Annotated in this window: 11 protein-coding genes and 1 tRNA gene; 7 read left to right on the plus strand and 5 right to left on the minus strand. The window is 59.5% G+C overall.

The genetic code is table 11. The annotated features are described in order from the left end of the window. Window positions 1–122: 122 nt before the first annotated feature. The 3 genes from BS627_RS05235 to BS627_RS05245 form a co-directional block, all read right to left on the minus strand. Window positions 123–374, minus strand: a complete 252-nt coding sequence (locus BS627_RS05235) for a hypothetical protein (RefSeq protein WP_077982906.1) — start codon at window positions 372–374, stop codon at window positions 123–125. Between the two features lie 178 nt (window positions 375–552). Further along, window positions 553–628: transfer RNA gene (locus BS627_RS05240), tRNA-Lys, on the minus strand. 155 nt (window positions 629–783) lie between these two features. Beyond that, window positions 784–1,038, minus strand: a complete 255-nt coding sequence (locus tag BS627_RS05245; protein WP_077982907.1) for a GlsB/YeaQ/YmgE family stress response membrane protein — start codon at window positions 1,036–1,038, stop codon at window positions 784–786. A gap of 122 nt (window positions 1,039–1,160) precedes the next feature. On the opposite strand from BS627_RS05245, the gene BS627_RS05250 reads away from it, so the two are divergent. The 3 genes from BS627_RS05250 (at window position 1,161) to BS627_RS05260 (ending at window position 7,559) form a co-directional block, all read left to right on the plus strand. Further along, complete coding sequence (locus BS627_RS05250; RefSeq protein ID WP_165691138.1) at window positions 1,161–3,791, plus strand: mechanosensitive ion channel family protein; 2,631 nt, start codon at window positions 1,161–1,163, stop codon at window positions 3,789–3,791. Window positions 3,792–4,051: 260 nt separating this feature from the next. Next, the gene (locus BS627_RS05255; protein ID WP_077982206.1) at window positions 4,052–6,565 is read left to right on the plus strand and encodes a GcvT family protein; all 2,514 of its coding nucleotides are present in this window, start codon (window positions 4,052–4,054) and stop codon (window positions 6,563–6,565) included. 160 nt (window positions 6,566–6,725) lie between these two features. Then, window positions 6,726–7,559 (plus strand): response regulator, encoded by an 834-nt coding sequence (locus BS627_RS05260; protein WP_089153216.1) that lies wholly within the window; start codon window positions 6,726–6,728, stop codon window positions 7,557–7,559. Between the two features lie 16 nt (window positions 7,560–7,575). On the opposite strand, the gene BS627_RS05265 is transcribed toward BS627_RS05260, so the two are convergent. Further along, entirely contained in the window at window positions 7,576–9,132 is a 1,557-nt protein-coding gene (locus BS627_RS05265) for a phospholipase D family protein (protein ID WP_077982207.1), read from the minus strand. A 159-nt stretch (window positions 9,133–9,291) separates the two neighbouring features. Between BS627_RS05265 and BS627_RS05270 the strand changes: the two genes are divergently transcribed. Genes BS627_RS05270 through BS627_RS05280 form a run of 3 tightly spaced genes read left to right on the plus strand, consistent with a single transcriptional unit; the run spans window position 9,292 to window position 10,611 of the window. Then, window positions 9,292–9,606, plus strand: a complete 315-nt coding sequence (locus BS627_RS05270) for an ArsR/SmtB family transcription factor (protein WP_003524773.1) — start codon at window positions 9,292–9,294, stop codon at window positions 9,604–9,606. Next, window positions 9,603–9,959: an SRPBCC family protein gene (locus BS627_RS05275; RefSeq protein WP_077982208.1), complete on the plus strand. Its 357-nt coding sequence runs from the start codon at window positions 9,603–9,605 to the stop codon at window positions 9,957–9,959. Before BS627_RS05270 ends, BS627_RS05275 begins: the two co-directional genes overlap by 4 nt. A gap of 43 nt (window positions 9,960–10,002) precedes the next feature. Next, window positions 10,003–10,611: an ATP-dependent Clp protease proteolytic subunit gene (locus BS627_RS05280; protein WP_077982209.1), complete on the plus strand. Its 609-nt coding sequence runs from the start codon at window positions 10,003–10,005 to the stop codon at window positions 10,609–10,611. 86 nt (window positions 10,612–10,697) lie between these two features. On the opposite strand, the gene parE is transcribed toward BS627_RS05280, so the two are convergent. After that, a complete protein-coding gene (gene parE / locus BS627_RS05285) occupies window positions 10,698–12,812 on the minus strand; it encodes a DNA topoisomerase IV subunit B (RefSeq protein ID WP_077982210.1) in 2,115 nt (704 codons plus the stop codon). A gap of 222 nt (window positions 12,813–13,034) precedes the next feature. Here parE and BS627_RS05290 point away from each other — a divergent pair, with 222 nt between their 5' ends. Then, window positions 13,035–13,916, plus strand: coding sequence for an alpha/beta hydrolase (locus tag BS627_RS05290; RefSeq protein ID WP_077982211.1), 882 nt, complete (start codon window positions 13,035–13,037; stop codon window positions 13,914–13,916). Window positions 13,917–14,096: the final 180 nt, after the last annotated feature.

Below are 14,096 nucleotides of genomic sequence, written 5' to 3' on the forward strand. Positions count from 1 at the left end.
ATCGGGTATGCTCATGAGCCCCGCATATCACTGGCAGCGAATCCCCCAGCGGCAGGACGTTAGCGGCAAGTCGTAAGCGCTGTCAACGCGTGCGCGGCGGCAATGACGTCGCCGTCCCGTTTTCAGAGCCTTCCGTTCCGGAAAGGCTTTCGCCGCCAGATCAGCAGCGCCATCACATACAGCGCAAAAAGCACGAACCATGTGACGGGCAGCACCATGAAAAGCGCCGCATAAGCGCAATTTCCCTCAAAACAGGAGCCGAGAAATCCAGAATCGGCGAGCGCTGCCGATAATAAAAGCGCACATATCCCGCTCCCGACCGCGCCGAGAATAAAAAGCAATATGTTGATGAGCAATCTCATGATCCCGATCATAAGGACGATTGAGACAGCTTTGGGGAAACGGGCGGTGCTGCAGCGAGATTCCTGTTCCTTGCGGATATCGTTGCCGGCGGCAGGGATGCCAATGCCGAAGTGAGGGGCCGCATCCGCACAAAGGATCATGCGATGCTTTAAGTTTGCATCGCAACGTCTTGTCATTTCAGGAGGAATTTGGTGGGTGATGTAGGGCTCGAACCTACGACCCGCTGATTAAGAGTCAGCTGCTCTACCAACTGAGCTAATCACCCGACCGGCACCGTGTGGCGGTGTGAGGGGGCGTATAAAGGGGAAGTTTGGGCTTGTCCAGCGCGGAAATGAAATTTCTTCGATTTTTGTGACGAAAAAATTTCAGTCGCGCTGGAAAATCCTGGAAATCCGCGGTTTTACGGATTTTTTCTTTTCTTTACCCGCGTCTGAAAGCCCGGCCGACAAGGATGAGGATGCAGGCGCCGATGAAGCCGGCGATGAGATAACCGAGCCAACCTTGCAGAACGATTCCAAATACCGAAAGAATGGCGTTGGCGACGATCGCGCCGACGATTCCAAGAAGGATGTTCATGAAAACACCCATATTGCTTTTCATGAATTGTTCGGCGAGCCACCCGGCGACACCACCGATGATGATGGCTGCGATCCAGCCAATGCCAGCAGATTCCATGATTTCCTCCCATGTTGCTGCACCATCGAAGGTGATGATTTTCGTGGTGAAAAGCAAGGCAAACTCCTGAAAACCTCCCTCAATGCGGGTGGTTTTCCACGCGGCAGGCGCTAAAAAGCCTGATGCGGTGCAAAAAAACGAAAGGCGTGGATGTGCGGTTGATGTTCGGCGGATTGATGGACGGCAGGGTTTTCGACGGCTTGGCGCCGGATCGGCGGCAGAGGAGTGCCATGGCGACGATACTGGCCGTGGTGCTTTTTCTTGCCGGCGGTCTCTTGTCGGCAATGCCGGCGGCAGCGCAAGGGGAAACAACATCGCCCGCGCCGGTGGCTATCCAGGCTTCGACCGTCGAACAGGCGAGGGCGGAGCTGGAGAAATGGAAGGGCGATGTCGCTGCTATCGCCCAACAGGTGGAAGCCGGCGGCCGCGACGATGCGCAGCTAGTGGACCTGAAGGGCCGCGCCGACACCATTGCCACCGATGCCGCCGCCGCCAACACCAAGCTGCGCACCCGTCTCGACCAGATCAAGACCCGGCTGGATGCGCTGGGTGCGGCGCCTGCGGACGACCAGCCGCCGGAAGCCAGCATGGTGACGGAGGAGCGAAACCGGCTGACGGCGGAACGGGCAGAGGTGAATGCGATTGCCGGCGAGGTGGAGAGCACGGCCACCAATGCCGCACAGATCTCCAACAACATCACCGCCGTTCGCCGCGCGCTTTTCGCCGCCACGCTGTTCAAGCGCACGGAAGTTTCGGCGCAGACGCTGGGCGACGCGTCCTCCGCCTTTCTGACCGAATTGACCAACCTCAACAACGCCTTCAGCAGCTGGGCAGGCTTCGTCTGGAATTACAAGCGCCTGCCGATGTTCGGGGCGGTGATGCTGTCGATCATGGCGGGGCTGCTGTTTCTCGTGGTCGGTTACCGCTTTTTTGGCAGCCGTATGGACCGGCGGGCCTTTACGGGCGAGCCTTCCTATCTGAGACGGCTTTCGGTCGCCTTCTGGTCAACCATGGTGCAGTCGCTGTCGCTGTTCCTGTTTCTCGTCACCTCGGCCTTCTTCCTCGATAATTTCAACGTGCTGCGGTCGGACATCGCGCCTATCCTGTTCGGGGCGATGGCGATCACCGGTTTTGTTTATTTCGTCTCACGACTGAGCTATGCGATCTTTGCGCCGACACAGCCGGAATGGCGCCTTGTGAAGGTATCCAACAAGGGCGCGCATACGCTGTCCTCGGCGGTGTTGCTGATGGCGCTCGTCAATGGTCTCGATTACCTGTTCGGCACGATCAGCGAGACGCTTTATTCGCCGCTGATCGTGACCGTCGCCAAGAGCTTCGTCGCCTCGATCATCATCGGCCTCATCCTGCTCACCGTGTCGTTCCTGCGGCCGGTGATCGGCGAGGGGCAGGATTATGAGACCGGCAACCAGCGCCTGCCGCGCTGGCTCGTCATCCTGCTGCGAGTGGGCGGCCTCGTTCTCATCGGCGCCTGCCTCACCGGTTATGTCGGGCTTGCGCGCTTCCTTGCCACGCAGATCGTCGCCACCGGCGCGGTGCTGGCGACAATGTATATCGGCATTCTCTCGGGCAAGGCGATTTCGCGACAGGGCGCCTTCGCGGAATCTCTTGCCGGTCGTTATCTCGCGCGGCGTTTCGGTCTGGGCGTGGTCGCGCTTGATCAGGCCGGCCTTGCCGCCGGGCTCGGCATCTATATCGTGGCACTGGCCTTCGGCGTGCCGCTCATCCTGTTTTCCTGGGGCTTCCAGCCGGGCGATATCGAAAGCTGGGCTTATCGTCTGTTGACCGGCATCACCGTCGGCAATGCCTCTATTTCGCTGATCGGCATATTCGGCGGCATCCTCGTCTTCGCCATCGGTTACACCATTACCCGCTGGTTCCAGAGGTGGCTGGACAACAACGTCATGGCGCGCGGCCAGGTGGATGCCGGGGTTCGCAATTCCGTCAAGACCGGTATCGGCTATCTCGGTATCGCTGTGGCGGCGATCTTCGGCGTGTCTTCGGCGGGTCTCAACCTCTCCAGCCTGGCGCTGGTGGCTTCCGCCCTTTCTGTCGGTATCGGTTTCGGCCTGCAGAACATCGTCTCGAACTTCGTGTCCGGCCTTATCCTGCTGGTGGAGCGCCCCTTCAAGGTAGGGGACTGGGTGGTGACGGGAACCACGGAGGGCACCGTCAAGCGGCTCTCCGTGCGCGCCACTGAGATAGAAACCTTCCGTGGTCAGTCGATCATCGTGCCGAATTCGGAATTCATCAATTCCTCCGTCGGCAACTGGACACACCGCAACCGCATCATGCGCGCCGAAATACCGGTTTCCGTCTCTTATGATTCCGATCCGCAGCAGGTCATGGACATTTTGCTGGAACTGGTGCGCGCCCAGCCGCCGGTGCTGCGCAATCCCGAGCCACACGTGGAATTCGTCCGCTTCGGTGATTTTTCGCTGGATTTCGAACTGCGCTTCTATCTTGCCGATCTTTCGAACGGGCTCGGCGTGAGAAATGCGATGAGGATCGCCATCCTCAAGCGCTTCCGTGAGGAAGGGATCGATATTCCGTTCCCGCAGCGCAATCTGAATATTCACATGGAGGGCGAAGCCAACCCGCAGATGATGGCGGCGCTGCTTTCGGAAGAGGGCGAAAAAGCGCAGGCGGCCCATACCGGCGCGGCTTCTGCGCCGGAAAAGGAAACCTCGAAAGACGGCAAGGTGACCGAACCGAAGGAGAAGCCGGGCGCATAAAAGCCTAGATTGCTGTTTGCCTCAGGCGTCGAAGCTATCGGGCATGGATTTGCGGCCTGTCGCCTTCTTCCCGGCGGGAGAAGAAACGAGCCGTGGAGCTGTGCGATCTTCGTCCGGCATGCTCGGCATTTTCACGCCTGTCGCAGCACCCTATGGCCATGTCGCAATCAGGCGGCTGAACGGCCGCCAAGCGCTTCATATTCCTCCCATCCAATGTCGGCGGAATAAGGCAAGGCCGGCGCTTTTCAGGGGTTCTGTAAATGAAGACACATGCACGGGCGGTGGTGATCGGTGGCGGCGTCGTTGGCGTTTCGACGCTTTATCATCTTGCCAAGAAGGGCTGGAGCGACAGCGTTCTCATCGAGCGCAAGGAGCTGACCTCGGGTTCCACCTGGCATGCGGCCGGGCTTCTGCCGTTGTTCAACATGAGCTACTCGGTTGGTCAGATCCACAAATATTCCGTGAAGTTCTATGAGGAGCTTCAGGAAGAGACCGGCATGAATGTCGGCTTCTCCAAGGTCTCGAATATCCGTCTCGCCCGCACCAAGGATCGCTGGGACGAATATATGTATTATGCCGGCATCGCCGAGACCATCGGTGTGCGCGTCAACATGCTGACACCGGAGCAGGTGAAGGAAATCTGGCCGCTGTGTGAGACGGACGGCCTGCTGGGCGCCATCCAGCATCCTGACGATGGTTACATCCAGCCCGCCGATCTGACACAGGCGCTGGCCAAAGGCGCGCGTGACCGCGGGGCGACCATCTATCGCAACACCACAGTCACCGCCATCGAGCAGCTGGAAGACGGTCACTGGAAGGTGACAACGGACAAGGGCGAGATCATCGCCGAACATATCATATCCTGCACGGGTTCCTTTGCCCGCAAGACCGGCGAGATGGTGGGCATCAATATCCCGGTCATTCCGGTCGAGCACCAATATATCGTCACGGAGCCGCATCCGGCCATTCAGGAACGTCGCCGCCAGGGCCTGCCTGAAATGGGCGTTCTGCGCGAATCCGATTCTGCCTGGTACATGCGCGAAGAGGCGGGTGGCCTGATCCTCGGTCCTTATGAAGTCGGCGCGCCGGTCTGTTATGTCGACGGTCCTTCCGATGACAGTGAATATGAGCTGTTCCAGGAGGAACTCGACCGCCTGATGCCGCATATCGAAACGGCCATGGTGCGTGTTCCGGCTTTCGGCGAAGTGGGCATCAAGAAGGTCTATAATGGCGCGATCGCCTATACGCCTGATGGTAACCCGATTGTCGGCCCTGCACCGGGCCTGAAGAATTTCTGGCTGAACGAAGGCCATTCCTTCGGCATCACCGCTGCCGGTGGTGCTGGCTGGCAGCTGGCCGAGTGGATCGTCGATGGTGAGCCGACGCTCGACCTGATGGGTGTCGATCCGCGCCGCTTCGGCCCCTACGCAACGGAAGGTTACCTCATCGCCAAGAACGAGGAAGCCTATGCCAACGTCTTCACCATGCATTACCCGGATGAAGAGCGCTCCGCCGCCCGTCCGCTGAAGACGACGCCGGTTTATGACCGTCTGAAGAAGCTCGGCGGCGTGTTCGGCTCCGTCTATGGCTGGGAGCGCGCCAACTGGTATGCGCCGGAGGGTTATGCTCTGCGCGAGGAAGACCTCGGCGTTGGCGCCGATGTCATCACCAGCCACAACCATGCGCCGGCTCTGGATGACGGTCGTATCGTTGAAAAGTGGTCGTTCCGCCGTTCGAACTATTTCGAACATGTCGGTAACGAGGTGAAGAATGTGCATCAGAATGTCGGCGTGCTCGATATGTCCGCCTTCGCCAAGATGGAAGTCTCCGGCCCTGGCGCACGGGCCTGGCTGGACAGCATTCTCGCCAATGCCATCCCGAAGAAGCGCGGCCGTATCGCGCTTACCCATCTCCTGACGCCGAATGGCGGCGTGAAAGCGGAATTCACGGTCTATGAATGGGCGCCGGGCCGCTTCTACATGGTTTCGGCCGGTGGTCTCGAAGCGCATGACCATGACGTTCTGCGCCGCCTTGCCCCGACCGACGGTTCTGTGGTGTTGCAGCCGATCACCCAGAAATACGGCGTGCTGGTTCTTGCCGGTCCGAAGTCGCGCGATCTGTTGAAGAAGCTGACACGCACGAGCCTTGAGAACAAGGATTTCCCCTGGCTTACCGGCAAGCAGATTTCCGTCGGCGTGGCGACGGCGCATGCGTTGCGCGTCAACTTCGTGGGCGAACTTGGCTGGGAACTGCACCATCCGATCGAGATGCAGAACTACATCTTCGACCGGCTGATGGAAGCGGGCGCCGAATTCGGGATCAAGCCATTCGGTATCCGCGCCATGGTCTCCATGTCGCTCGAAAAATCCTATCGCAACATGGGCCGCGAGCTGTCGGTGGAATACAACGCCTATGAATCCGGTCTTGATCGCTTCGTGCGCCCGGAAAAATCCTTCATCGGCCGCGATGCGCTGGTGGCTTACAAGGAAGCCGGTGCGAAGTGGGTGTTCTCGACGCTGACCGTGTCTGGCAATACAGACGTCGATGCGCGCGGTTCTGAGGCGATCTTCGATGAGAACGGTGTGCTTGCCGGGCGTGCGACGAGCGGCGGTTTCGGCTGGCGCATGGGCAAATCCATCGCACTCGCCATGCTCAAGCCGGAATATGCGGCCGTGGGCACCAAGCTCAAGATCCGCATTCTCGGCACGTCCTACGATGCTGAAGTGGTGGAAGAGAGCCCGTTCGACACCGATAACGCGCTTCTGCGCGTATAAGACAGAAATCCCCTCCCAAACTTGGAATACGGCCCCTCGCGGGCCGTATTTCCGTTTAAGTAAGCATGTGCTCAACTGAAGCTTCAGAAATAGTGCTATTAATCATTCTGAAAAATGAGCCTGCTATCTTAAGCTGACATTCGATGGGGGTCGGGACAGAATGAATTTCCTGGGCATAACGGGCATGCAGTATTCGGGCGTGCCTTTTACAAATAGCCGGATTTTGCTGGCGGAAGACAGCAACGTGTTCACCCAGATGGTGAGCAGGCGGCTCAATGAGATGCTGGGCGTTTCCGTGGAGGTATGCCGCTCCTTCGAAGAGTTGCAGGCCTGTTACGAACATTCGTCCGAACCGGTAACGCTCGCCATTTCCAACATCAACCTGCCGGGAGCGGAAAAGGGCGAGGCGCTGGAATATCTGATCGATCTTTCGATCCCGACCATCGTTTTCACCAGCACGTTTCATGAGGCGACGCGCGAAACGCTGATCGCCAAGGATGTGGTCGATTATATTCTGAAGGACAATATTTTCGCCGTGGACATGCTGACGGAATCCGTCTGTCGCTTTCTCACCAACCACCGCCATCATGTGCTGATTGTCGATGACAGCCCGACGGCGCGGGCGCTGCTTTCGAGCCGCCTCAAGCGTTATAATTTCCGTGTCAGCCTGGCGGATAGTGGGGCGAAGGCGCTCGATATCCTGAAGGCCAATCCCGATATCGGCCTTGTGGTCACCGACTATAACATGCCCGATATTGACGGCTTTGAGCTGACGCGGCGCATCCGCACCGTGCGCGGGTCGCATGAGCTGCGCATCATCGGGGTTTCGTCCTCCACCAACCGGCTGCTTTCCGCGCGGTTTTTGAAGGCAGGCGGCAATGATTTCATGCTGCGTCCCTTCATCGATGAGGAGTTTTATTGCCGGGTCAACCAGAACCTCGACACGCTGGTGCAGATACAGCTGGCGAAAGCGGGGGTGAGGCCGGCGGCCTGATCCAACGCTTTCCCCGTTAAAGCTGCGATTCCAGCGGCAGGAAGCGCATGACGCCGGCAACGATGCGGCGGCTGATGGCGGCGTCTGGTTCGCGCCGGTATGTTCTGGTTCGCCCCTGTTCTTCCGTCTTCCAGACGATATGCCTGCCCTTGTCGATTTCCAGCGCGAAGCTCATGCTGGGGCGGATTTCTTTGGCGAATATCTCGTCCATGCGGGCAACCAGCGGGGCTGAGTTGAACACGACGCCCATCTCCGTATTGAGCGAGGCGGAGCGTGGGTCGAAATTGAGCGAGCCGATATAACCGGTCGCGCCATCGCGGGTGAAGGCCTTGGTATGCAGGCTTGCCTGGCCCGAGCCGCGCAGGGTGAAGCTCGCCTGATCCGCCTGCGCGCGCAATTCGTGCAGTCGCACCCCGGCGGCCAGAAGCGGCTTGCGATAGCGGGCATAACCGGCGTGCACGGCGGCCACATCCGTTGCGGCCAGCGAATTGGTGAGGATGGCGACCGAGACGCCGCTTTCGGCAAGTCCTGAAAATATCCCCACGCCCTGTTTGCCGGGAATGAAATAGGGAGAGGTGATGTGAAGGCTGTCGCCTGCCTCCTGCATCAGCGGCAAAAGGCTCTCCATCAGGAAGTTATGGCCCTTGCGGCGCTTTCCCGCCGCCTTCTCCGGTGGGTCGGCCAGCACATCTGCCGATTCGACCCAGTGCAGACGATCCGACATCAGGAAATGATCGCGGCCATGTTGGCTTTCGACCCGTTCGAGATAAGGTTTCGCCGCCTCGCTTTTCGGCAACGCGTCCAGTTCGCGCCGTAGCTTTGCAAGCTTGTTGGGCCTGCGTGCGAGCAGCGACCGCACCGGAACGGCAACGGCGCTGTTCCAGTAATCGTCAAAGATTTCGGTGGCATCGGCAACGATGTTGCCGAAACCGAGAATATCGAAATCGTGAAAATTCGCCCGCTCGGCGGCGTCGAAATAGGCGTCGCCAATATTGCGTCCGCCGACGATGACCGCGCGCCCATCGGCAATCCATGCCTTGTTGTGCATGCGCCGGTTGACGCTGCGGAAGCGCAGCACCAGCTCGATGCTTCGATGCAGGATGTTTTCCCGCGCCCGGGTGGGGTTGAACAGTTGCAACTCGATGTTCGGATGGCTGTCGATGGCGTGGAAGATGCGGTCGGAAATGGAAACGCCGAGATCGTCGAGCAGCAGGCGCACGCGCACGCCGCGATCGGCGGCGGCGATGACTTCGCGCATCATCAGCCGCCCGGTGAGATCGGCGTTCCACATGTAATACATGAGATCGAGGCTGCGCCCGGCGGCGCGCGCCGCCGCCACGCGCACCGCAAAGGCATCGAGGTTGGAATGCAGCAGGCAGAGCGCATTCTTCTCATTCCAGCCGTTTTTTATCGATTGCCAGTGCCGGTCCAGCGTTGTTGCGTCTTCGGCAAGGGGCAGGGCGGCGGAAGGGCGCTTGGGAATGGTCCTTTCCCGCTGTTTGCCGATGACGACAAACAGGCTCGGCCCTATGACCAAGAGAAGAATGATGATGAAGACCGTAAATGCCGTCACTTGTTTTGATCGCTCCCGGCCCGAAGAGTATCAGGCGGGATGAAAACGCGCGAGGGGATAAAGCGTTCATGGCACCTCGTGCCATCAGTGTGAAAAAGGCGTGTTTTCCACGCGCCGAAAGGACTTGTGAATCACATAAGTGTGTGCTTATGTGTTGCTATGACAGAGAACGATATTTTCCGGGCGCTGGCCGATCCGACGCGACGCGCCATTTTCGAAAAGCTGGCGGATGGCGCCATGAACGCTTCCGCCCTGCGTGAGGGGATCGAAATCAGCCAACCGGCCATGTCGCAGCATCTTTCAGTGTTACGCGGGGCAGGGCTGGTGGTCGAGAAGCGGCAGGGCCGTTTCGTCAATTACGAAGTCGATCCGGACGGGCTGACGCGCATTGCGGCCTGGCTCGGCAAATATCGCGCCTACTGGCCGCAGCGCATTGAGGCTCTCAAACTCCTGCTGAAGGATATGGACCAATGAACAGGCAGACACCGGAAGCGCCTAAAAACGGCATCGAGCTTGAATATGATCTGGACGAGCCGCCGCAGAAAGTGTGGCGCGCCATCAGCATTCCGGCGTTCCGCGCCATATGGTTGCCGGCGGAGGCGCTGGCGGAAGCGGAAGCAATCGATATCACGCCCGGCGAAGAAGTGCGCTACAGGTTGCGGGAGGACACGCCGCCATTTCTGGAAAGCACCGTCACCTTCAGGATCGCGGCGAATACCCAAGGCGGTACCAGCCTGCGCATCATTCATGATTTGCCAGTCAATACCGGCCGGATGATAAAGGCCGCCGCAAATCACAACGGTTCGTCGATCAAGCTCGCGGCCTGATCCCTCCCGTTCCCCGACATTTCTTAACGACAGGAGTTCGCCGATGCGCGAAGCGATGCAACTCGTCCCTATGGTAGTCGAACAATCCTCCAGGGGAGAAAGGTCTTTCGATATCTATTCCCGCCTGTTGCGGGAGAGGATCATCTTCCTCAACGGCGAGGTGAACGATACGGTTTCGGCGCTGGTCTGCGCGCAGTTGCTGTTTCTCGAGGCGGAAAACCCGAAGAAGCCGATCCATCTCTATATCAATTCGCCGGGTGGCGTCGTGACCAGCGGTCTCGCCATGTATGACACCATGCATTATATCCGCGCACCGGTTCATACGCTCTGCATGGGAACGGCCCGCTCGATGGGATCGTTTCTGCTGATGGCAGGTGAACCGGGTGAGCGGAGCGCCCTTCCCAATGCCAGCATCCACATTCATCAACCTCTGGGCGGTTTCCAGGGGCAGGCGTCGGACATGCTGATCCATGCCGAAGAGATGCGGCAGACCAAGCACCGCATGACGCGGCTTTACGCTGAACATTGCAAACGCAGTTACGAGAAATTCGAAGCCGCCATGGATCGGGATTTTTTCATGACGGCGGAGCAAGCATTGGAATGGGGCCTGATCGACCGCGTTCTGGGCGTGCGTGAGGATGTTGCGGCGTAGTGCCGGGTACTATCCGCATGATGTTGCCTCCATATCAAAGCAAAAGGCAGCGCCATGCGCTGCCTTTCAAGGTTTGGTCCGGATGATCAGATATCCAGATTATCCGCAAAGGCCGCCCGTTCCTGAATGAAGCGGAAACGGGCATCCGCCTTGGTGCCCATCAGATTGTCGACGGCCTCGCGGGTTCCTTCGAAATCCACGTCGTCGATCTCGACGCGCAGCAGGGTGCGCTTTTCGGGATCCATGGTGGTTTCCTTAAGTTGCGCGGCCATCATTTCGCCGAGGCCTTTGAAGCGGCTGATTTCCACCTTCTTGCCCTTGAACATGGTTTCCATCAGCTCAGTGCGGTGGGCGTCGTCGCGGGCGTAGGCGGATTTCGCACCTTGCGCGATCTTGTAGAGCGGCGGCACGGCCAGATAGAGATGGTTGCCGCGAATGAGTTCCGGCATTTCCTGATAGAAGAAGGTGATGAGCAGCGAGGCGATATGGGCGCCGTCGACATCGGCATCGGTCATGATGATGATGCGCTCGTACCGCAAATCCTCTTCGCGGTACTTTGTGCGCGTGCCGCAGCCCAGCGCCTGGATGAGATCGGCGATCTGCTGGTTGGCGGAGAGCTTTTCGCGGCTGGCGCTGCCGACGTTGAGGATTTTACCGCGCAGCGGCAGGATGGCTTGGTTGGCGCGGTTGCGCGCCTGCTTGGCCGAGCCACCGGCCGAGTCGCCCTCGACGATGAAAAGCTCAGCGCCTTCTGCGGTGTTCTGGGCGCAATCCGCCAGCTTGCCGGGCAGGCGCAGCTTTCGCACGGCGGTCTTGCGATTGACTTCCTTTTCCTTGCGGCGGCGCAGGCGTTCTTCGGCGCGCTCGATCACCCAGTCGAGCAGCTTTGCCGCTTCGCCCGGATTGCCGGCGAGATAATGGTCGAAGGGATCGCGTAGCGCGTTTTCGACGATGCGCTGGGCCTCGACGGTTGCGAGCTTGTCCTTGGTCTGGCCGACGAATTCAGGCTCGCGGATGAAGACGGAGAGCATGCCGGCAGCCGAGATCATCACGTCATCGGTGGTGATGTCCTTGGCGCGCTTGTTCTGCGTCAGGTCCGCATAATTCTTCAGGCCCTTGGTGAGCGCGATGCGGAAGCCCGCCTCATGCGTGCCGCCTTCAGGGGTCGGGATGGTGTTGCAATAGGAATGGATCTGCGTGTCGCCGCCATACCAGGTGACTGCCCATTCCAGCGCACCGTGGCCGCCGGTCTTTTCCGTGCGGCCCGAGAAAATTTCGCGGGTGACGGTGAATTCCTTGCCAAGCGTGGCGGCGAGATAGTCCTTCAGGCCGCCGGGGAAATGGAACACGGCCTTTTCGGGGATTTCACCACCGGCCGGCACCATGCCGGGATCGCAGCTCCAGCGGATTTCAACGCCGCCGAACAGATAGGCCTTGGAGCGGGCCATGCGGAAGATGCGGGCCGCCTCGAATTTCGCGTGATCGCCGAAAATTTGCGGATCGGGATGGAAACGCACGCGGGTGCCGCGACGGTTGTGCACGTCGCCCAGCTCTTCCAACGGACCGATCGGCAGGCCGCGCGAGAAACGCTGGCGGTAAAGCTTGCGGTTACGCGCCACTTCCACTTCCAGAAGATCGGAGAGCGCATTGACCACGGAAACACCGACGCCGTGCAGGCCGCCCGATGTCTCATAGGCCTTGCCGTCGAACTTGCCGCCGGCATGCAGCTTGGTCATGATGACTTCGAGCGTGGACTTGCCCGGCACCTGCGGATGGTTTTCCACCGGAATGCCACGGCCATTATCCGTTACCGTCAGGAAACCTTCCGCATCGAGATGGACCTCGATGAAATTGGCGTGGCCGGCGACGGCCTCGTCCATGGAGTTGTCGATGACTTCGGCAAAAAGGTGGTGCAGCGCCTTTTCGTCCGTGCCGCCGATATACATGCCCGGGCGCATGCGCACGGGCTCAAGCCCCTCGAGCACGCGGATCGAGGACGCGCCGTAGTCGTCACCGGTCGGTGATACAGGGGCGGGCGGCGTCACGGCCGCAACGGCTGCGGGTTTCGGCTGCACATTCGCGTTGGCGGGCACGTTGGCGGCCGCGGTCACCGGCGTCTTTGCGGCATCCCCGTTCGTTTCCGTATCGCTGTTTCGTGCTGCCGGAAGACCGGAGAAGAGATCGTTGCTGTCGTCCATCATGTCCAAAGTTCAAAAGCGTGTGTCAGAATTTCGCCATGCGAATCATTATGCCAGTAGCGTCAATCATAACGCCAAACGCGGTTCCCGTCCGATTCAAGGGTCCGTCTGGCAAACGCGGCGCATCCTATGCCACGATTGTGTCAGGGTTTCGCAACAGGAGGATTGCGCTGCCGGCTTTGCGATGGCAAGTCTCGCAGCCACGAATGAACGGTTAGCCAAGGCATGTCCACAGTTCATTTCACGTTTTGTACTCTTTTTAGCCTGACTGTGGCGGCAATGCCGGTTGCGGCCTCTGCCGCTGATGGGCCGCTGCGTCCCTTCAAGGATGAGCTGTTTTCCGCCCATACGGTGCTTTCCAGCGGCGATGGCGGCGCGTCCGAGGTCATCGACTATCAGGAAATGCGCGATATCAATGGTCGCGACGAGGTGCCGGAACGCCGGGTGAAACGACAATATGTCGATATGACGCCGAAGAAGGCGCAGGCGCTCGAAACCGTTTCCGCCGGGGGCAGGGCGCTTGAGGTCGGTCGCGTCGGGCCGGCGAGCGGCCAGGCCTTCACCGTCATCTTCATCCACGGGCGCGGCGGTGACCGGCGGCTCGGCATGAACGACTACACCTTCGGCGGCAACTTCAACAGGCTGAAAAATCTGGCTGTCGCCAATGGAGGCACCTATTATGCGCCAAGCGTTCGTTTCTTCGATGAGAACGGCGTTGCCGATATCGCGGCGCTGATTGCGGATGCGGCGGGAAAGTCGGGCGGTAAGCCTGTTATTCTGACCTGCGCCTCCATGGGTAGTTTCATCTGCTATGGCATCAGCCGTGACAAGGCGGCCGTCGCCAATCTCAAGGGCATGGCGATCCTCGGCGGGGCGGTCGATCCGGATTTTCCGAAAAGCGCTTTTGCAAAGGCGAAGAAGCCGGTCTGGTTTACCCACGGCAGCGCCGACAAGGTTTATTCGGCCGATCAGCAAGCGACGATCTTCCGCACGTTGTTGAAGGCTGGCGAGCCGGCGCGGTTCACGCGTTACGAGACCGGCAGCCACGGAACGCCGGTGCGCATGACCGACTGGCGGGCGGTCTTGAACTGGATTTTGAGCCGTTAGGGGAGCATTCAGGGCGTCCTCACGACAAATTTTTCAAATTCGCAGCTGGTTTTAACCCTTGCACCGCTTTTTTGTACCAATTGTCGCTGCCTGCGGCTAAAGGAATATCCGGGAAAATTCCGGCAGAGCTTCTGTCGTGATCAAGGGCCTCTGGAGGCCGAGGGTTGGAGCGCCGCCAGC

It is taken from the genome of Agrobacterium salinitolerans (assembly GCF_002008225.1).
GTDB lineage: Bacteria > Pseudomonadota > Alphaproteobacteria > Rhizobiales > Rhizobiaceae > Agrobacterium > Agrobacterium salinitolerans.